Annotated in this window: 19 protein-coding genes and 3 pseudogenes; all 22 read left to right on the top strand. The window is 37.6% G+C overall.

What is annotated here, in order from left to right; genetic code table 11:
* The first annotated feature begins 34 nt into the window (after positions 1-34).
* The 22 genes and pseudogenes from PUQ00_RS09085 (at position 35) to PUQ00_RS08985 (ending at position 20,890) form a co-directional block, all read left to right on the top strand.
* Positions 35-463: a hypothetical protein gene (locus PUQ00_RS09085; RefSeq protein WP_300415307.1), complete on the top strand. Its 429-nt coding sequence runs from the start codon at positions 35-37 to the stop codon at positions 461-463.
* Between the two features lie 44 nt (positions 464-507).
* Positions 508-723 (top strand): annotated as a pseudogene (locus PUQ00_RS09080) (ABC transporter permease); the annotation flags it as partial.
* Between the two features lie 58 nt (positions 724-781).
* Entirely contained in the window at positions 782-1,741 is a 960-nt protein-coding gene (locus PUQ00_RS09075; protein ID WP_300415304.1) for a GDP-mannose 4,6-dehydratase, read from the top strand.
* Positions 1,742-1,897: 156 nt separating this feature from the next.
* Positions 1,898-2,782, top strand: a pseudogene (locus tag PUQ00_RS09070) (Uma2 family endonuclease).
* Positions 2,783-3,060: 278 nt separating this feature from the next.
* Positions 3,061-3,201 (top strand): annotated as a pseudogene (locus PUQ00_RS32755) (GDP-mannose 4,6-dehydratase); the annotation flags it as partial.
* Positions 3,202-3,236: 35 nt separating this feature from the next.
* Positions 3,237-4,502 (top strand): polysaccharide biosynthesis protein, encoded by a 1,266-nt coding sequence (locus tag PUQ00_RS09065; protein WP_300415301.1) that lies wholly within the window; start codon positions 3,237-3,239, stop codon positions 4,500-4,502.
* A gap of 65 nt (positions 4,503-4,567) precedes the next feature.
* A complete protein-coding gene (locus tag PUQ00_RS09060; RefSeq protein ID WP_300415298.1) occupies positions 4,568-5,308 on the top strand; it encodes a methyltransferase domain-containing protein in 741 nt (246 codons plus the stop codon).
* Positions 5,309-5,350: 42 nt separating this feature from the next.
* Positions 5,351-6,238: a hypothetical protein gene (locus tag PUQ00_RS09055; protein WP_300415295.1), complete on the top strand. Its 888-nt coding sequence runs from the start codon at positions 5,351-5,353 to the stop codon at positions 6,236-6,238.
* A 15-nt stretch (positions 6,239-6,253) separates the two neighbouring features.
* Positions 6,254-6,775 carry a methyltransferase domain-containing protein gene (locus PUQ00_RS09050; RefSeq protein WP_300415292.1) on the top strand — a complete coding sequence of 174 codons (522 nt, stop codon included), beginning with the start codon at positions 6,254-6,256 and terminating at the stop codon, positions 6,773-6,775.
* 15 nt (positions 6,776-6,790) lie between these two features.
* A complete protein-coding gene (locus PUQ00_RS09045) occupies positions 6,791-7,882 on the top strand; it encodes a glycosyltransferase family 4 protein (RefSeq protein WP_300415289.1) in 1,092 nt (363 codons plus the stop codon).
* A 98-nt stretch (positions 7,883-7,980) separates the two neighbouring features.
* Positions 7,981-9,003 (top strand): glycosyltransferase family 4 protein, encoded by a 1,023-nt coding sequence (locus PUQ00_RS09040; RefSeq protein WP_300415286.1) that lies wholly within the window; start codon positions 7,981-7,983, stop codon positions 9,001-9,003.
* 84 nt (positions 9,004-9,087) lie between these two features.
* A complete protein-coding gene (locus PUQ00_RS09035) occupies positions 9,088-9,732 on the top strand; it encodes a class I SAM-dependent methyltransferase (protein WP_300415283.1) in 645 nt (214 codons plus the stop codon).
* 9 nt (positions 9,733-9,741) lie between these two features.
* Positions 9,742-10,731 carry a glycosyltransferase family 2 protein gene (locus tag PUQ00_RS09030; protein ID WP_300415281.1) on the top strand — a complete coding sequence of 330 codons (990 nt, stop codon included), beginning with the start codon at positions 9,742-9,744 and terminating at the stop codon, positions 10,729-10,731.
* A 65-nt stretch (positions 10,732-10,796) separates the two neighbouring features.
* Entirely contained in the window at positions 10,797-11,915 is a 1,119-nt protein-coding gene (locus PUQ00_RS09025) for a glycosyltransferase family 1 protein (protein WP_300415278.1), read from the top strand.
* A gap of 70 nt (positions 11,916-11,985) precedes the next feature.
* Complete coding sequence (locus PUQ00_RS09020) at positions 11,986-12,729, top strand: FkbM family methyltransferase (protein ID WP_300415276.1); 744 nt, start codon at positions 11,986-11,988, stop codon at positions 12,727-12,729.
* Between the two features lie 21 nt (positions 12,730-12,750).
* On the top strand, positions 12,751-13,203 hold the full coding sequence (locus PUQ00_RS09015) for a hypothetical protein (RefSeq protein ID WP_300415273.1): 453 nt from the start codon (positions 12,751-12,753) through the stop codon (positions 13,201-13,203).
* Positions 13,204-13,274: 71 nt separating this feature from the next.
* The gene (locus PUQ00_RS09010) at positions 13,275-13,952 is read left to right on the top strand and encodes a glycosyltransferase (protein ID WP_300415271.1); all 678 of its coding nucleotides are present in this window, start codon (positions 13,275-13,277) and stop codon (positions 13,950-13,952) included.
* Between the two features lie 833 nt (positions 13,953-14,785).
* Entirely contained in the window at positions 14,786-15,796 is a 1,011-nt protein-coding gene (locus tag PUQ00_RS09005) for a glycosyltransferase family 4 protein (RefSeq protein WP_300415269.1), read from the top strand.
* A complete protein-coding gene (locus PUQ00_RS09000; protein WP_300415266.1) occupies positions 15,793-17,220 on the top strand; it encodes a hypothetical protein in 1,428 nt (475 codons plus the stop codon). Before PUQ00_RS09005 ends, PUQ00_RS09000 begins: the two co-directional genes overlap by 4 nt.
* The gene (locus PUQ00_RS08995; protein ID WP_300415264.1) at positions 17,180-18,433 is read left to right on the top strand and encodes a glycosyltransferase family 4 protein; all 1,254 of its coding nucleotides are present in this window, start codon (positions 17,180-17,182) and stop codon (positions 18,431-18,433) included. Before PUQ00_RS09000 ends, PUQ00_RS08995 begins: the two co-directional genes overlap by 41 nt.
* A complete protein-coding gene (locus PUQ00_RS08990) occupies positions 18,430-19,647 on the top strand; it encodes a glycosyltransferase (RefSeq protein WP_300415262.1) in 1,218 nt (405 codons plus the stop codon). Before PUQ00_RS08995 ends, PUQ00_RS08990 begins: the two co-directional genes overlap by 4 nt.
* Before the next feature lie 31 nt (positions 19,648-19,678).
* Positions 19,679-20,890, top strand: coding sequence for a glycosyltransferase (locus PUQ00_RS08985; RefSeq protein ID WP_300415259.1), 1,212 nt, complete (start codon positions 19,679-19,681; stop codon positions 20,888-20,890).
* Positions 20,891-21,100 lie beyond the last annotated feature (210 nt).

The following is a 21,100-nucleotide window of genomic DNA, read 5'->3' as shown; positions in this document are numbered from 1 at the left end:
TTGCTCATAGTTTTTGTGTATACAGGAGGTGAAATTGCAGAAAAGGTGTGACCGAAATCGGAAGCGTTCCCAGCGACGGGCTATTTATTGCCCGATTCATAGCTGCTATCTCGATAGCGTCAGTCAGAAATATAAAATGTTTGCTGACCAAGCAGGTCAATTACAGGAACGAGGCATAAGTCGGCGGAATGCGTTGATGTTAGTAGCTAACCAAACCGCAGTGCCTATAGAAGGAGAATGGTTAGAAGCTTTTTGGTGTGAGGAGTGTCAGCAAACAACTTGGTATCATATTCACAAGTGTAGCGATCGTAGTTATGAAATTTCGGTAGCACCACAAGAACTATGGCAGCAAGTAAGCGGAGTGATTGATGCTCTGGGGAACCCTTCTGTTGGGGAGTTTACGCGTAAGAGTGCCAGACATATTGGTTATCAAGGTCTTAAAGGTTTCCAGTTTGTGAGTTAAGTGTTATTATTGCCATTTTGTATATTAATCTTCAATCAATAATTATGAGTGCTCCAAAAATTGTCTCTCAACAGGAGTTAGTGATTGAAGCTGGACACACACACCAGCAGTATTGGAAAGATATATGGCGATATAGAGAATTATTCTATTTTCTTGCTTGGCGTGATATTTTAGTGCGGTATAAGCAAACTGTGATCGGCATTGCTTGGGCACTGATTCGTCCGTTTTTGACTATAGTAGTTTTTACAATTGTGTTTGGACAATTGGGAAGGAATTATATTTGCCCAATACTTTTAAAACATCCTCTAAAATAAGCTAATGAAAAAAGCTCTCATTTGTGGAATATCCGGTCAGGATGGAGCTTACCTGGCACAGTTACTTCTTAATCAAGGCTATACCGTCTGTGGTAGTTCGCGAGATGCTCAGATTTCCTCTTTCCGAAATTTGGTTTACTTAGCTATCCGTGACCAGGTGAAGTTAGAGTCAATGGCTCTGAATGACTTTCGGAGTGTATTGCAAGTGCTGACAAAAATCCAGCCAGATGAAATCTACAATTTGGCAGGACAAAGTTCAGTTGGTTTGTCTTTTGAACAACCAGTAGAAACTTTAGAAAGTATCACTACTGGTACTCTGAATTTATTAGAAGCTATTCGCTTTTTAGGTGTGCCAATCAAACTCTATAATGCTGGTTCTAGTGAATGTTTTGGGGATACTGGCCACACTGCTGCTGATGAAACAACGCCATTCCGCCCCAGAAGCCCCTATGCTGTGGCTAAAGCTGCTGCTTTTTGGGAAGTTGCTAACTACCGGGAAGCTTATGGTTTGTTTGCCTGTTCTGGGATTCTATTTAATCATGAATCTCCCTTGCGACCAGAAAGATTTGTGACTCAAAAGATTGTTGCGGCTGCTTGTCGCATTGCTCAAGGTAGCACGGAGCAGCTTTATTTAGGAAATATGCAGATTCTGCGTGACTGGGGTTGGGCACCGGAATATGTGGAGGCGATGTATTTGATGCTGCAACAGGAACAGCCGGATGATTATGTAATTGCTACGGGAGAGAGCAGTTCATTAGAGGAGTTTGTCGCAGCAGCATTTGCATCTGTGAATTTAGATTGGCGTCACCATGTTGTGATAGATAATAGCCTGCTGCGACCTACGGATTTAGCAGTGGGTAGAGGTAATCCAGTTAAAGCGAAGGATAAGCTAGGATGGCAGGCAAAATACAAGATGAAGCAGGTGGTGCAAATGATGGTGGAGGCTAAACGATCGCAATCCTAAATCATTGATAAATGCGAAGGAGCATCGCGAAGGCAAGCGATCGCAATGCTTGGAACGGGGCGATCGCTCTTATAAAATACAAGTAGTAAGCTGCTCGTCGGGAGGCATCAGCAGAAATAGGAATAACTTTAGCTAATTGTGGTGAAAAAGGAAGCTATGTACCAAACAGACCCACCCTTATCCCCCAACCAAGTCCTGCCGACAATGTATGATCTGCCCAGTGAAGATCCAGAGGATATGAACTTACCGGAACAGATGCATCCTCGTCCACCAAGAGAAACCATGCCGACAATGTATGATCTTCCTAGTGAAGACCCACAGGGGTCTGGTTTGCCGGACGAATTTCACGACTTCCAACCCCAATTATTACGCGAAACCTGTAAACCCCCAAATTACCCAACTGGGGAAATGTTTATTGGCACAGATTTAAATCTGTATTACGATGCCCGCAATCGATTGTGGCACAAAAGACCGGACTGGTTTTTGGTATTAGGTGTATCTCCTGCCCAACAACAACAAGATATGCGCCTGAGCTATGTTGTTTGGTAAGAGGGAATCGCCCCATTTTTAGTAGTTGAATTACTTTCACCCGGTACAGAAGCCGAAGATTTAGGACAAACATTCAGGGATGCCAACAAGTCCCGAACAAAATGGCTGGTGTATGAACAGAGTTTGCGAATTCCTTACTATATCGTGTATGACCGCTATCAAAATCAATTGCGAGTGTTTCAATTAACCGCAACACGATATCAAGCAGTAGAAGTTCCAGAACAAAAGTTTTGGTTAAGAGAACTGGAATTAAGGTTAGGGGTATGGAGCGGGAGTTATCAGCAAACAGAAGGTTTATGGCTGCGTTGGTACGATGCTTCAGGTAATTGGATTGCCACACCAGAGGAACGAGCAGAACAGGAAAGTCAACGGGCAGAACAGGAGAGTCAACGGGCAGAACAGGAAAGTCAACGGGCAGAACAGGAGAGTCAACGGGCAGAACGATTAGCACAAAGATTGCGATCGCTCGGTGTTGATCCAGATGATTTGTAACTTGATTGGCAGGCGATGCCTTCTCTACGAGACGCTACGCGAACGGCGGGCTTTCCTGCGGAACGCTACGCGAACGCCTACGCTTTTAAGTGAAAGGCAAATGTTCTGGTTGTCGTAGTGTATCACACTGCGATCGCTTACTAGATAAATAGGCGATCGCTCTTATAAAAGATAAGTAGTAAGCATAGTAAGCTTGACAAAGATATCATGTCTCAATCATCTCTCTATGAGCAAGATTTCTTTTAGAGGAATTTGTAGTAGCAGCATTTGCCTCTGTAGATTTAGATTGGCGTGATCATGTTGTGATAGATAATAGCCTGCTGCAACCTACAGATTTGGCGGTGGGTAGAGGTAATCCATCTAAGGCGAAGGACAAGTTGGGATGGCATGCAAAATACAAGATGCAGGATATTGTGTAAATTATGGTTAAAGCCAGATTAGCTAAGTCAGTACAATGAAAAGTTTATGGCCTAATTTTGTCCACCGGCTTAAAATAATTGGCAAATTCCTTTCTATTCAAATTCTAGTTCAAGCTTTAAGTGTAGTAAGCGGAATTTTATTAGTTCGCACACTAGATCAACAACAATATGCTTACTTCACTATTGCTAATACAATGCAGTCAACAATGAATTCACTGGCTGATATAGGTGTTGGTATAAGTCTATCTGCAATTGGAGGAAAGGTTTGGCAAGATCGCTACCGTTTTGGTCAGTTAATAAATACTGCAATGCGTTTGCGATATTATTTAGCAGCTATTTCAGTTCCTGTAGTTGCACCCATTTTAATTTGGATGTTAATTCATAATGGTGCTTCATTAACTTATGCATTTTTGATATTTATTGTAATTTTAGTAGGACTAAATTTTCAGTTAACTGCTGATGTTTTAATAGTAGTACCTCGCTTACGTTCTCAAATTAGTAGGATTCAGAAACTAGATTTAATCTCAGCATTCTTCCGGCTCATATTTTTAGGTTTAGGTTACTTAACTTTATTGAATGCCGGAGTAGCGATTGCATCTAGCTCTCTTGCATCAGGGTTACAATGGTTTGTTTTAGGGGGATGGGTTAGCGAAAACATTGATACCGAGTTATCTGTCAATAATGAAGATAAAAAATTTATCATAAAAACAATTAAAAATACACTGCCCTCTACTATTTTTTTTTGTTTTCAAGGACAATTAAATATTTTTCTTATTAGTATATTCGGTAATACCAAAAGTATAGCAGAGATAGGAGCTTTAGGACGAATAAGCATTGTTTTCGCCTTAATTAATTCTGTGATGAATGCAATTATTTTGCCAAGTTTTTCTCGCTGTCAGTCATCGATAATTTTAAGAAAGCGTTACTTTCAAATATTAGGTATGTTTTTCTTGATCGGTATGTTAATAATTTGTTTTGCAGGAATATTTTCCAGCGAACTACTTTGGATTCTTGGAGAAAAGTATAACCACCTTAAAAATGAATTAGTACTGATGGCTCTTTTAGCAGTAGTAAATTCTTTTGTAGGGATAATGTGTTCTCTCAATCTTTCCAAGGCGTGGGTTGAGTATATTTGGGTTGAAATACCCATGAGATTAGCTTTGCAAGTTATTTTACTCATATTTTTAGATATATCAACAGTTAAAGGAATTATTTTGTTGAGTTTGTTATCAAATATTTCTCCCTTTTTAGTCAATGGAATACTGACATATAGAGGTTTAAATACTTATAAGACTACTTAAACATAACAGACTCATGAAAATACATTTTGTATAAAATACCAAATTAACTCAAGGAAGGCGATTAAATGTTTCCTGAAAATGTCGAAAAGGTTTTATCAAAAATAAACGCTAATGATCTTGTGCTTGATGTAGGCGGCTGGGCTTGCCCATTTAACCGTGCTAATTGGGTGATTGATGCTGGATGTTACGAAACTAGAGGCTGTTACGAGAAAATCGGAATGCCAAAATCTCAAGGAGGAGAAAAAGAATATTTTAACAAAGAGACTTGGGTACAAAGAGATTTTTGTGATCGAGAACCCTGGCCTTTTGAAGATAAATTTTTTGATTTTTCTATATGTTCTCATACGCTGGAAGATATTAGAGATCCGCTATATGTATGCTCTGAATTGATTAGAGTTTCAAAACGTGGGTATATAGAAGTTCCATCAAGATTAATAGAATCTTGCCGGGGATTAGAATCAGATAATATGGTCGGTCTGTGTCATCATAGATGGTTAGTGGATATCACCGATCATCATGTGCAATTTACTATGAAATATCACATAATCCATAGTGACTTTGAATTATCGTTTCCGCAATCATTTCTTAAGAAAATCACACCAGACAAAAGAATTTTATTTATATTCTGGGAAAAAGAATTCAGTTTTTCTGAAAACAGAATTGACGATTCTGAAAATATTTACCAAGAATTGCGTCAATTTATAAATACTAAATATAAATATCCACAGTATCGTTTCTTTAGTCAACATCTTCAAAAAGAAGCAAGTAGAATTGTTAAAGGTATTAAACGTAGATTGGTTATATAGTTTCATTAAAAAAATATAAAAAATAAAATTTTAAATAAAAATATGAAAAATACAAAAGCGATTGTTACTCTAGCTATTGGTAAACATTATTTTAAAAGATGGCAGAAATTATGTGCTGAAAATTGGAGTAAGTATGCTATAAATCATGGTTACGATATAATTTGTATTGATACACCTTTAGATGATTCTCCTCGTGCCCAATCCCGCTCTCCTGCTTGGCAAAAATGCCTAATTTTAGGTGATGAAAGAGTTAAAAAATACACCCAAGTTGTCTGGATAGATTCAGATATTCTGATTAATCCTAATTCTCCTTGTGTGGTTTCTAACGTTCCAGAAGATAAGGTCGGTGCTGTAGATATGTTTATTGGTCCACTATGTGAGGCTTTTTCTGGAGAATTTGGGAGGAAGGAACTTTTAGTGGATAGATCTGTAGAGTTTTGGAAATGGTCATTCCGAACTGCTAAAGAATTCTATTCAATATCTAAATTTACTCCAGTATTTGATTGTGTAGTTCAAACTGGTGTAATGGTTTTATCTCCTAACTACCATCATGAAATTTTGAAATATACTTATTACACCTATGAAAATCATGTGGGTCAGCACTATGAGATGGAAAGTTTGTCGTATGAATTAGTGACAGCTGGATTATTACATTGGCTAGATTGCAAATTTAATAGGCTATGGATTGAATGTATGCTAAGGGATTACCCTTTTTTATTACCTTCGCCAACTCCGGAAAATAAAATACTTAGAACATGGAAAAGGCTAACAAGAGGTCACTCTCAAAGACCAGCTAGAAATATTACTAGATATTGCTTATCTAGTGCCTTCATCAATAACTATTTTCTACATTTTGCTGGTACATCTCAATATATGTCATGGTTTGAAACTAATATAGTAACTTGGAGATATCTTAGAGGTAAATTTTAGTTTAATGTTGGAAATATGAAAAAATTAGCAGTAGGCTGTGGTCATCGAGTTAGTGAGATAAATCTAGTCAGACTAGATCTATCTTCTCAAGTTGAGACTGATGTGATTTGGGATTTAAATAAAGTGCCATATCCCTTTGAAAATTCCAGCTTTTCTGAAATTGAGTGTTTTGATGTAATAGAACACTTAGATGCTATTCCGATAGTCTTGGAAGAATTTCATAGAATTTTAACACCAAACGGAATTTTGAAAATCACTACACCTCATTTTTCGTGTGCAAATTCATATATAGATCCAACTCATAAATGGCATTTGAGTTATTGTTCTTTCGATTATTTTCTTGATGACCATACTTTGTCCTACTACTCAAAAGCTAGATATCAGATTAAATATCGTCATATACAATTTCAAGGAGGTAGGATTAATCGATCGATTATCAGTAGATTAGCTAACAAGTATCCCATAAATTACGAACAAAGATGGGCTTGGATTTTTCCAGCTTGGTATCTCTACTTTGAATTAGAGAGTATCAAATAAGTTAATTTTAATAGTATGAAAGTTATTCACATTACCCCAACTTACTTTGATGAGTCGTCAATCATTGGTGGTGGAGAGAGATATCCCACAGAATTAGCTACTTGGATGGCGAATTTTGTAGATACTACTCTTGTAAGTTTTTCTTCAGTGCCTAGAAATTATAATCAAGGTAAACTCAAAATCGAAACCTATCCAGTTAAACACTTAATTCATGAGAATAAGATAAATCCATTAAGTTTTCAATATCTACGCTCAATTATCAGCGCTGATATAGTACATATACACCATATTCATACTTTAGTTTCTGATTTGGGCTGTCTCATAGCTGGTTTGCTTGGTAAACGAGTTTTTGTTACTGACTATGGCGGTGGAGGAAGCTTGGTATTGAACCATAAACTACCCGTATTTAGGAGTTATAAAAATGCGATCGCCTATTCTCGTTATGGTCTAGATTTTATCCCTGTTGAACTTCAAAAAAAAGCAGTTTTGATTAAAGGAGGTATTGATACAGATAAATTTTGTCCTGATGCATCTTTAAAAAAAGAAAATAATATTTTGTATGTAGGTCGAATTTTACCTCACAAGGGCATTAACTATTTAATTGATGCATTCCGTCTGCTTAGTCGTTCAGACTACAAACTAAAAATTATTGGAAGAGTCTACAGTCAAAAATTCTACCAACACCTTAAACAGCAAGCAGATGGGCTGAATATAGAATTTGTTCACGATGCTAATGATCAGCGATTATTACATGAGTATCGCACAGCGATGGTAACGGTTTTACCATCTGTTCACACTACCTGCTATGGAGACTACACTCCAGTTCCAGAATTAATGGGTTTTACTTTATTAGAGTCTCAAGCCTGCGGAACTCCTGTCATCTGTACTGATGCTGGTGCAATGCATGAGTTTGTAGATGATGGTAAGACTGGGTTTGTTGTGCAGCAGAATTCTGGAGAAGCGATCGCTGCTGCTTTGCATCAGATCGTTAATTTATCTCCATTAGAATATGTAGAATATCAAATGCGTTGTTGTGAGTGGATAAATCCACTTAGTTGGTTAACGGTAGTCCAAAGACATTTAGATATTTACAAAGACGCTAATTAGTTTGTATATAATTTTTAGATAAGGAGTTTTGATTGCAATCACTTCGTATACTAATCGCTACATATTCACCACTTTCTGCTGAATTCGGTGCTGGTCAAATGGCAATCAATTTAGCAGAAGCATTACGGTTACAAGGACACGATGTTACTCTGTGGTCTCCTCATCCCATGCCTAATTTAAGAAGATGGTGGCAAGGTTTCCAAAGTATTCAATTAATGCAGTCAAAGCTAGATGCGTTTATTGCTACCCAGGAGCGATTTGATGTAATTGATACCTCTGCCCACCTGATCAGCAAACGGGTTGCTCAATCAGAATTAGTAGTAGCTCGTAGTGTTCAGCCTCAAATTTTGTACATGCTATGTGATTTAAAGGATAAACCAGAAATTAGCCTAAAAGAGATTATTCTCCTGCCATTCGATTATTTTTTTTTCATAACAGTGGTCTTTTTACTAATGCAAGGTTGGCAAAGATCAAAATATATTCTTTGCCTCGGGAGTTTAGAACTTGAATGGATGAAGAAATGGTTTCCTTGGTGGAGGAGTAAATTAATTTATTATGTCAATGCACTATCAAAAGCTGATCAAATAGAACTCGCTAAAATACGTCTAAATAGAGAAAAAAATCAAGGCAAAGGCATTCGGTTTCTGTGGATTGGTCGCTGGACTACCCATAAAGGTATTCATGAACTAGTTGATTTTATCATTCAACGAGCAGCTTCGCACCCCGAAGATACTTTTACAATTGCTGGATGTGGTACTAATGCCGAGAAAGATTTTTCACCTGAATTAATTCAATCGGGTAGGCTAAAAATTCTACCTTCATTTGAGAGAAACCAGCTTTACTCATTACTTACTAACCATGATGCTGGTTTATTTACAAGTAAAGTTGAAGGATGGGGATTAGTTTTGAATGAAATGTTAGAATCTGGAATGCCTGTTTTTGCTAAACCTGCTGGTGGAGTAGCTGATTTACAAGAGTTTTTTAAGACTCTTATGACATTCCCACCACCTCCGCAATTAATGCCCGATATTATTAGCAGCTATACAAATGTAGATGATTATTATCGTAAATGTAGTTGGGAAACAACAGCGAGAAATTATACAACGAATATATTTAGTTGACTTTTCACAATGAGGTTCTAATTCTCTCCTTTAAGCTGGAAATACAGTGTAGTAAAAATAATGTATTTAACATCTAAAATTTTTATGAAGTATGAAGCTGTTAATGAGTCTGTTATTTCATATATTCCCAATACTGCTCAACGTATACTTGATATTGGCTGTGGTACAGGAGATTTAGGTAGGACAATAAAATCAAAAATTAACTGCGAAATAATTGGCATTACCTACTCACAGTTAGAAGCTAACCATGCTGCTAGTTATCTTAATCAAGTGCTGGTAAGGGATCTTAATTCTTTTGAACCTTACAAACTTGGTAAGTTTGACTGTATTATTTGCAGCCATATTCTCGAACATCTCTACCAACCTGAAGAACTTTTAACAAAACTTCATGAGTGTTTGTATCCGCATGGTGTATTAATTATCGCTCTCCCTAATACCTTGCATTATAAACAACGCTTAGAATTTCTAAAAGGAAACTTTAAATACACTGATGGTGGGCTAATGGATAAAACCCATTTTCGATTTTTCGATTGGGATACAGCCTTTGATTTAGTCAATAATTCTGGCTTTCAAATAATCTTGCGCTATGCAGATGGCTACTTACCAATGCCTTTAATTAGAAAATTTACATTTATCAATCCCCTAGTTTCGCATTTAGATAAATTAGCATCAGCAGTCATGCCTGAGTTATTTGGAGTTCAGTTTATTATTGTAGCTAAATCTTCCTAGAACAAATATATGATTACTAATCCATTAATAAGTGTCATCATACCTACATACAACTACGCTAAGTATGTTAGCGCAGCAATTGACAGTGTATTTAATTCTGATTTCCCTCAAGACAAACTCGAAATCATTGTGATTGATGATGGCTCTAAAGATAACACTTCCGAAATAGTCGCTGCTTACGGAAATCGAGTTAAGTATATCTTTCAACAAAACTCAGGAAAAGCTTGGGCAACTAAGATAGGAATAGATCATAGTAGGGGCAAATATCTTTTTAATTTAGATGCTGACGACCTATTTCTGCCTAATAAACTTAAAGAAGTTGTTCAAATTTTTGAAAGCGATCCTGATATTGTGCATGTAGCCCATCCTGCACTTTATTGGAAAGTTGATGACAATACGAAAGCCCCTGAATTAATTCCTCAAAGTATAATTGGACATAAAGTTTCTGGTAGAGAGCTATTATCCTTCTTCTATAGAAGAAGGATTCTTTTTGGAGGTGGTTCAACTTTTGCTGGACGTACAGAGGCTATCAGAAAATTCTCCATACCAAAAAAAGTGGATATGTATATTGATGAATACCTTGTTATGTCTACCTTGAATCAAGGATATTCATACTTTCTTGAGTCTCCTTTATCTATTTGGAGAATTCATGGAAACAATTTCTCAGATGGTGATTCTAATTGTAGTATTTATGAAACTAAGATGCAAAGAAGTGTTAACAGCATAGAGGCTGTATTAAATAACCTGGATGGATTTGATAAAGAAATTTTAAATTTATATTCTTTAAAATTGAAAGTTTTTGAGCTTGCTGTCAAAGAAAATTTAGGCAGGAAAACTTTATCAGATATTTTCAATATGTGGTTATTTTTTTGCAATAATTTTAACTTTTTTAGCCAAACTTCATTAAGTGTCATAAAGTCTTACACCCTTATAAATAGAACAATACCAACTTCTACACTCAATTTAATGAGACAGATGAAAGCAAGAATAAGGTTTTAAGGCGTTGCAGAATTTCTGCTAACTCTTTACTCATATTTAAACCTCTAAAGTTATAGCATTTGATAGTGAATTATTTAACTCATGTAACTTCCATTGTACCTCGACTGCCTCCGGCAATTGACGGAGTAGGAGACTATGCCCTCAACCTAGCTCGTCAGCTTCGCAAAGATTTCAATATTCAAACCCATTTTATTGTAGGCAATCCCACATGGACTGGTGCAGCAGAAATTGAAGGTTTTCCTGTTAGCCAAATTAGCATGGGCGTAGCTGATCGTAGACATCGCTCCCCTGATGCACTGCTAAAATTATTATCAGGTGATCGCTCATCCAGCATTTTTTTACATTACGTAGGCTACGGCTATGCTCAACGAGGCTGTCCTGTTTGGTTAATCGATGGGTTACAGCGTTGGAAAAGTTTATTTCCCAAGCGATCACTCCTTACGATGTTCCACGAAGTCTATGCTTCAGGACTCCCTTGGACTAGCTCTTTTTGGTTATCACCCTTACAGAAAAATTTAGCCGCACGTTTGGCACAAATGAGCGATCGCTGTATAACTAGTAAACAAAGTTATGGCGAAGTTTTATATCAACTGAATCCCACTAAACAAACTGAAATTACTTGCCTTCCTGTTTTTTCCAATATTGGAGAACCAGAATACTTGCCAACTCTATCAGAGCGCTCTCAGCGACTAGTGGTTTTTGGTAGCCGTAACGCTAGGTTACAAGTCTATAATCAATGCCTCAAAGCCTTAGAAGAAACCTGCAAAAATTTAAATATTAAAGAAATCTTGGATATTGGTGTACTAACAGGTTTAGAACTTTCTAAGATTAAGGGAATTACTATCATAGAAAGAGGAGTGAATGAAGCAGAAGAAATTAGTAAAATTTTACAGGATTCTATCGCTGGATTTTTAAACTTCCCTCCCCCTGCATACTTAGCAAAATCAACTATTTTTGCTTCTTACTGCGCCCATAGACTAATTCCTTGCATGGCTATTTCTAGCAAAATACCAATAGATAGTCTCGAAAAAGGTAAACATTACTGGTCTGCTGATGGGCATAGTAATGAATTAACCTTAAAACAGGGACAGGATATCGCAAATAATGCTTATGCATGGTATCAAACCCATAGCCTTCCAGTGCAAGCCAAATTTTTCATGGAGAACTTGATGTTGCGACAGTAATAGAAACAAAAAATTACTTATATGATGGAAGCATTTGTTCGTTTTATATTAATTTATTGGGCAGAAAATTATGTCTATTAATTTTTCAGGAATTTCAAATCAAACAATATTAGGTAAGATTTTGAGAATTCTTTTACAATTTATTCCGGCAACAACAGTAATGCCTATTTTACAGGGAAAACTCAAAGGCAAAAAGTGGATCGTAAAGTCAGGGCAACATGGTGCTTGGTTGGGAAGCTACGAATACGAGAAACAAATTATTTTCCAGCAAATCATTCAAGAAGGAAGTATTGTTTATGATTTGGGTTCAAATAGTGGATTTTATACAATCTTAGCATCAGTTTTAGTCGGCTCTCAAGGTAAAGTAGTTGCTTTTGAACCTCACCCTCAAAACCTACACTATCTTAAACAGCATTTGCGACTCAATCATCTTGAAAATGTAATAGTTATTGATAGCGCTGTTTCAGATAGTAGTGGTGTAATCCAATTTGATGGAAGCGGGTTTACTGGACATATTTCATCTCAAGGTGAATTACAAGTGAAGACAGTTTCCCTGGATGAATTGATTGATACAGAACAAATTTTACCGCCAAATTTTCTAAAAATTGATATAGAAGGTGCAGAGATGCTAGCTCTTACTGGAGCTAAGTCTATACTAAGTAAGATACATCCTACAATTTTGTTGGCTACTCATGGAATTGAAGTCCATCAACAATGTTGTCAATTTTTAAATTCCCTTGGTTATAGATTAGAAACAATTTATGGGGAAGATATCCAAAATTCTAATGAAATAATTGCTTACTTCAATGCCTAACCAAGCAATCTTGGAAAATATATGAGTGAAATTGTTCATAAATATCGAGTTTTAATAGTTGCTTCTCATCCTGTGCAGTATGCTGCTCCACTGTTCAGGCTCATGGCAAAACATCCTCAATTGGATATTCAAGTAGCTTATTGTAGTTTACAAGGTGTTAAAGCCGGTTTTGATGCAGGGTTTGGTATAGAAGTTGCCTGGGATATACCACTACTAGATGGTTATCCTTGGGTGGAAGTTGAAAATAATTCTCCCAAACCTAAACTTGGGAGTTTTTTTGGACTAATAAACTTAGAGTTATGGAAGCTGATTAGCAAAGATAATTTTGATGCTGTAATTGTTTATACTGGCTACAGCTATTTCAGCTTTTGGATTGCAGCAGTCGCAACAAAACTGACAGGAAAAAAGTTTCTATTTAGTACAGATTCTAGTGGAATTGAACCTCGTAAAAAAAAAGGTGGAAAACTTGGTTAAAGAAATTGTTACTACCACCTATATTTAAGCTTGCTGATACTGTTATAGTTTCCTCAACTCTGGGTAAGCAAATGGTTCTAAGCTTGGGAATTTATGAACAACGTATTGCTGTAACTCCTTCTTCTGTAGATAATAATTGGTGGATATCCCAAGCTAATCAAGTGGAGATCAAGAAAGTTCGCAAGCACTGGGATATTCCCGATAATGCAACTGTTTTGCTATTTTGTGCTAAACTTCAACCTTGGAAACGTCCTCAAGATGTTTTACAAGCCTTTTGTCAAGCTAATATCCAAGATAGTTATCTTATATTTGCAGGTGACGGAACTCTTAGAGTAAAACTTGAATTAGAAGCACAATCTTTAGGAATAAAAGATAGAGTCAAGTTTATTGGATTTGTGAATCAGTCCCAGCTACCCTCAATTTATCGCTCTGCTGATTTATTTATTTTACCTTCAAGTTATGAACCTTTTGGAGTAGTTGTTAATGAAGCAATGCTTTGTGGTTGTCCTGTAGTTGTGAGCGATCAAGTAGGATCACGTCATGATCTGATTCAACATGGCAAAAATGGATTTGTTTATCCCTGTGGAGATATAGATGCGTTAGCAACAATTTTCAAAGAAATCCTTCCCGATTATGAGCGGTTGCAGAAAATGGGGATTGCTGCTACTGAGCGGATGAAATCTTGGTCTCCAGAAGAGAATATAAAGGCTGTTGTGCAAGCTTTGGAAAAGTTATACATAACAAGTTGATACTTAACTAAGGCTAAGTAGGAGATTTTTTTTACTTACTCTTAAGATTTACGTTTTCTCTAAGGAGAATTCAAAACACAGTAAATGCATCAAGACTATTTAGGAATAGAAAAATGTCATCACAGATAATTGTAAAAAAACAACTTGTAGAACGCACTATTTCAGGAAACAATTTGGTGCAGAAGGAGCGACTTGTTCACAAGCTAATTGAGATTATGACAACTTAGGTTTTGGAGACAGAAAATTTGGTTTAATTACTGCCATTGAAGTCATTGAAGTCATTGAACATTTAGAAAATCCAGGACGAATTTTATACTATAGCAATCCGATTTGATTTGTGAAAAAATCTAAGTATATGTAGGGTGTGTTATCGCGTAGCGTAACGCACCTGGAATCAGAGGTGGTGCGTTAGCCTTTGGCGTAACGCACCCTACGTATATTTCAAAAATCAAATATCAGTCCTATATGTAGCTACACATTTAGATAATAATGGATATTTTTTACTAACTACTCCAAATATACATTCAGTTAGCTGTAGACTAAAATTTTTAATCACTGGCAAACTAGCTTCCTTTGATGAAAAAGGAGATCAAACTCATATCTATCCTGTCTTACTAAGTTGCTTGCATAGAGTATTACCCCGCTACTCTCTCAAAATTGTAAAACAATGGGGTTATCCAGCGACAGGTTCTCTCATTTTCCGTCGCCATACACAGATTATATCTCATATTTTATAATTATTTATTTCATCAAATGGACTAAATGGTGACACTTTATGTATGTTGATTCAAAAGGCAAAATAATTCATAATAATATAGAATATTTTACTTTTTATGAAAATTCTTATTTATTCACCTTTGTTTTATCCAAGAATAGGTGGATTAGAAACAATAATTTCTACTTTAGCTCATGAATTCACCTATCAAGGAAATGAAGTAAAGTTAATATCAGAAACACCAGCAACAGACTCAAAAAAATTCCCTTTTGAAGTCGTTCGACAACCCAGGGCAAGACAAATATTCAAACTCACTCAATGGTGTGATATTTATTTTCAAGGTTGTGTGAGCTTGAAGGGGCTTTGGCCATTAATGTTCATACCTAAACCCTTAGTAATAACCCACCAAACTTGGTATCGCTCCCCTGATGGCAGCATGAATTGGCAAAATAATCTCAAACACATGGTTACTCATTTTGCAACTAATATTTCAGCTAGTCATGCTTTAGCTAAATCTATCCCAGCACCATCCAATGTAATTCCTAATTCTTATCGTGAAGATATTTTCTATGAAATACCAGAAGTTTCCCGTAGCCAAGAACTTGTTTTTTTAGGACGGTTGGTTTCTGATAAAGGAGCTAATTTACTACTAGAGGCATTAGCTGAACTAAAAAAAATGGCGCTTACTCCTAAGCTAACCATTATTGGTAGTGGACCCGAAGAATCTAAATTATGTCAACAAGCAAAAGATTTAGAAATTTACGAACAAGTTAATTTTGTTGGAGCAAAAATTGAGTTTGAGTTAGTAAAATTATTAAATAGTCATCAAATTATGGTGGTTCCATCTATTTGGGATGAACCCTTTGGTATTGTCGCCTTAGAAGGAATTGCTTGTGGCTGTGTGATTGTTGGTTCAGAGGGTGGGGGATTAAAAGATGCCATTGGCTCCTGTGGTGTGACATTTCCCAATGGAGATGTGCAAGCATTAATGCAAACTCTATTTAATCTATTAAAAAAGCCTGAGCAGCTGGCTAACTACCGAGCCAATTCACATGCTCACCTTTTACGCCATCAGAAATCAGCAGTCGCTAAAGCTTATCTAGAAGTAATTGAGGCAACAATTCTGTGAAAGAATACATTGCAGTTTTAGCTCCCTTTGCCATTCTACTTATTCTCTATCTTTCTGTTCAAAACTGGCGGACTTCTATAAAAACTATACTAGTGTTAGTGGTAATTGAAGGGGCTTTGCGAAAATGGGTTCTACCCCAAGGCAGTCAGTTCATTTATTTTTTGAAAGATATTGTACTTATAGGTGCTTATCTTCGTTATTACATTTTCTCATCTACTGAAAAAACTTTTCGTGTTAAAGGCAATTCGGCAGCTGAAACTATCGCTTCGGTAATTTTGCTATTAACAGGTTGGTGTCTATTACAAGTTTTTAATCCCAGCTTGAGTTCTCCAATTATTGGCATTTTTGGAATAAGAGGATACTTGTTATACATTCCTTTAATATGGATGTTACCCAATCTCTTTCGTTCAGAAGAAGAATTATATAAATTTCTGCGCTCCTACCTGCTGTTGGTTATTCCAGTGGGGCTATTAGCAGTAGTGCAGTTCTTTAGCCCTCCTTTAAGCCCCCTCAACGTCTATACCCAAGATATCAAACAAGATATTGCAACTTTTGGAGATGGAAATTCCACCAGTGTTCGTGTGACGGGCACTTTTTCCTACATTCTTGGCTATTCAGTTTACGCAATTATTTCCTTTGGATTATTAGTTCCCCTGTTAGCAATTCAGCAATCTCAATGGTGGCGTTGGGCAACAATTGCAGAATTACTGCTAATTATTGCCACCTCGCTCATGAACGGCTCTCGTAGCGTTTTTTACACTGAAATTCTATTTTTAGTTGGTTATTTTGGTGCACACTTACTAACTAATTTGAAAACAGCCATTCTATTGATAAAACAGTTTACAGTGCCTATAATCACCGTAGCTGTTGCAACTGTCACCTGGTTTCAGTCTGCTATCAATTCTTTATTATTCCGCATCAATTCCAATCATGATATATCTGGTCGCATTTCGGGAAGCTTCATTGAGCCATTTGAATTTATGAAGTTGAAAGGACTGGATAGTTATGGTCCAGGCGCAACTCATCCAGCAACTTCAGTATTGCGTAAGATTCTAAATTTACCTCTAAGAGAAACCATTCCTGTCTACTATGAGTCGGAAATGGGTCGAATAGTTTTGGAAATTGGTCCTATAGGTTTTTTCCTGTGGTATCTGCTGAGAGTCATACTCATTTATCTACTGTGGCGTACATTCCTGAAATTAAAGCGACCTCTGTTGCGACAGCTAGCGCTGTCGGCTTTTTTGATTCATGCGATCCAATTTTCCAGTCAGATTGTGTTCAATCACACTCTCCTAGTCTACTACTGGTTCTTGGCAGGATTTATTTTCCTTCTACCCCGACTTGAACAGATAGAAAACTGGAAACAACAACAGGAATACTTCAATGATTCGGAGACCTATCGCGCTGATACATCCTACAGGTAATCCTTTCGCCCGCAACGCTGCAATCTCATTAGGAGAAGCAGGTCTACTTCAAGAGGTGATTACAACCATTGCTTATAACCCAGAAGGAAGTATCAGCCAATACTTCAAGCTGCTTCCTGCTCAAATTCGCAATAGAATCACTAATGAACTAGGGCGGCGTACCTGGATTTCTCCAAATGGTGTAGCGATGCGATCACACCCTTGGGGTGAAGTAATGCGGATGACTTTGGTTAAAACTGGACTCAGTAGGGGTTTTGGCTTCAGTTCTCAAGGCCCTATAGATTGGGTTTATGCTTCTCTCGATCGCCATGTTGCCAAGCATCACATCCAGGGTCTGGCAGCAGTTTATGCTTATGAAGATGGCGCTGCTACTACCTTTGAGGTTGCTAAACAGCAGGGAATTTTATGTCTGTACGACTTGCCTATCATGTTCTACCGCATGGCGCGAGAAATTCAGCAAGAGGAGGCTGAACGATTCCCAGCACTGTCTGCATCACTGCAAGCAGTAAGAGAACCTGACTGGAAGTTGAGACGTAAGGAGCAAGAAGTGGCGTTGGCAGACCATATTTTTGTCGCCTCTTCCATTACCCAACAATCCTTACTCAGAGAAGGGGTCAGTCCTAACAAAATCACGGTTATCCCTTACGGCGCACCGATTGAGTATTTTCAACCCCAACCCAAACTAGATAGAACCTTTCGTGCCTTATTTGTCGGTCGCGTTGGTGTTCGCAAAGGAGTTCATTACCTGATCAAGGCGTGGCAAAAACTCCAACTTCCCCAGTCAGAGTTAATACTGGTAGGTGTCAACGAATTTCCAGAAACCTGGCTTTCCCAACTTCCTCATGGAGTTAATTACATCCCATCAGTACCCCATACTAGGCTGAATCAATACTACAGTAATGCCAATGTATTTGTGTTTCCTTCTTTAGTAGAAGGTTTTGGACTGGTACTTCTAGAAGCGATGGCTTGTGGCATTCCTGTGATTACAACCACTCACACAGCAGGCCCAGACATTCTTACTGATGGGACAGAAGGCTTTATTGTGCCTATTCGTGATTCAGAGGCTCTCAAAGAAAAACTTGAGTGGTGCTACTCCCATCCTCAAGAATTAGCAGAAATGGGAGGAGCCGCTCGTCGCAAAGCTGAACAGTTGAATTGGGGTCTATATCGTCAAAAATTAACCAGTAAAGTCAATAATATTTTCAAAAAATGAGCAAAGTTACCTCTGAAAATGAATACAAACAAATAAACAAACCAAATATCCATTTTCCCAAAGCCAATCAATTATTTTTACATCTATGGTTTCCGAATATTTTTGAATTCAAAGGTGGAATTCAAGTTTATTCGGCATTCCTCTTAGAGGCATTACAAAGTTTATATCCTGAAGTAAAATACGAAGTTTTTCTGAAACACGATACTTGCACAACGCCAAACTTTTCTTTCAAAACTAACACTCAATTTTACTTTGCTGGCAAGTGGAATAAAACTTTGCGAACCCTTGCCTTTGCTAGTCAGATTTTTGGACATGGATTTTGGCAACGCCCTATCTTGATTATCTCCTCTCATGTGAATTTCACAGTTGTTGCCTACTTGCTAAAATACCTAACTGGCATACCTTACTGGGCTGTTGCTCATGGTGTGGATGCTTGGAATATCACAAACCCGACACTAAAAACTGCTTTATCTCATGCCGATCGCATTCTTGCAGTTAGTGAGTATACACGCGATCGCCTACTCCAGGAACAAAACCTCAATCCAGCCAAAGTTTCTGTTTTACCAAACACTTTTGACACTCAGCGCTTCCAAATTGCTCCGAAGCCGCAATATCTACTGGAACGCCATAGCTTAACTGTTGAACAGCCAATCATTTTGACCGTAGCTCGATTAGACATTAGTGAACGCTACAAAGGCTACGACCAAATCTTACTAGCAATGCCTAAGATTCGCCTAGCCATTCCCAATGCTCATTACATTTTAGTAGGCAAAGGAAGCGATCGCTCCCGAATTGAGCAACTAATTTCTCAATTCAACTTACACGACTGTGTAACATTAGCAGGATTTATACCGGATTCAGAACTCTGTGACTATTACAATCTCTGCGATGTTTTTGCCATGCCTAGTAAAGGAGAGGGATTTGGAATTGTCTATTTGGAAGCTGTGGCTTGTGGCAAACCAACTTTAGCAGGAAATCAAGATGGTGCAGTTGATGCTCTCTGTAATGGCGAGTTAGGCGTTTTGGTGAATCCTGATGATGTAAATGCGATCGCCCAAACACTGATTCAAATCTTACGAGGTACTTATCCTCACCCCATCCTCTATCAACCTCAACTTTTACGCCAGCAAGTGATTGCCAGATTTGGATTTGAACAGTTCCAACAAACTCTGGCTGAGTTAATTCAAACTAAACTACTACCCACTACTTGGTGAAGTTGATCAACAAATTTAACCTAAAAAATAGATGAAAATATTACAAGTCATACCCTCCATTAGTCTGACTATGGGCGGACCGACTGAAGTTGTTATAAACTTGGTCAAAGCCCTGCGCCAGCTTGGGTCAGAGATTGAGATTGTCACCACCAATGATGATGGAAATACTTTATTGGATGTCCCTCTTCGTCAGCGTATCGAGTATAAAGAAGTGCCAATCTGGTTTTTCCCGCGTGTTTCCCACCGAATCAAAGAATATATCTTTTCTCCTGAGTTAGCACCTTGGCTTTGGCAGCATATGCGAAATTATAACCTAGTGGAAACTCACTATCTTTTTTCCTATGCTCCGACTTGTGCTGCGGCGATCGCTCGTTGGCAAGGAATCCCGTATCTAGTTCGCACAATGGGTCAATTGTCACCTTGGGCACTAGCTCAAAGTCACTTGAAAAAACAGGTTTATAGTTGGCTGATTGAGCATCATAATCTGAATCGTGCGGCTATTATTCATTCTACATCTGCTGGTGAAACAGAAGATATTCGTAACTTCGGTGTTAAGACACCCGTCCTCACTTTACCTCTTGGGGTGAATATCACTCACCCTTTACCCGATGCCAAACAACAACTACGTCACATCTACGGCATTTCTACAGAAACACCCATAATACTGTTTCTTTCTCGTCTTCACTACAAAAAACGCCCAGACTTACTACTAGAGGCACTTGGCCGTCTTGTAAAACAAAACTATGATTTTCACCTAATCGTAGCGGGTTCAGGAGAACCAGAATATGAAACTGAGCTAAAAAACCTGGCAATATCCCTTGGCATCTCACATCAAACTTCCTTTGCTGGTCTTGTGGTGGGGCAAGAGAAAGACTTGCTGCTACAAGGGTCAGATATGTTTATTTTACCATCTTTTTCCGAGAATTTCGGTATCGCCGTCGCTGAGGCAATGGCAGCTGGATTGCCTGTGATTATAACTCCCGGAATTCAAATTTCTCCAGAAGTTGCCGATGCCCAAGCCGGGTTGGTTGTTGAGGGTACACTTGAAACATTGACAGAAGCGATCGCCCAATTACTGAAATCTCCAAATCTGAGGCAACAGCAAGGCGAGAATGGCAAACAGCTTGTTAAACAGCAATATTCCTGGGAAGCGATCGCTCAAAATCTTACCTCTGTTTATCATACGATTATCGAAACAAAACTTTTACCAGAATATCTTGTAAACTCAAGTGCAAAAATATAGATTTACTAGCTATTTATTTGATAATTCTTTTAAACAATCCTATATTTTAAAAAGAATATTTTAAAAAAATAAAACTATTTTCCTCTTACTTAGTTTATTGTTTTTCCTAAATAGTTATAAAATTGGAATATTAATACCTCCTTATCTCAAAGAGCTATAGGACTCCTATTTGATTTCTGAACAAGACTAAGAGAGAATACGGAGAGGTTT

Source organism: Nostoc sp. S13 (genome assembly GCF_029379315.1).
In the GTDB taxonomy this organism is placed as follows: domain Bacteria; phylum Cyanobacteriota; class Cyanobacteriia; order Cyanobacteriales; family Nostocaceae; genus Nostoc.
The sequence above is the reverse complement of the archived record's forward strand: the minus strand, read 5'-3'. Positions and strand labels throughout refer to the sequence as shown.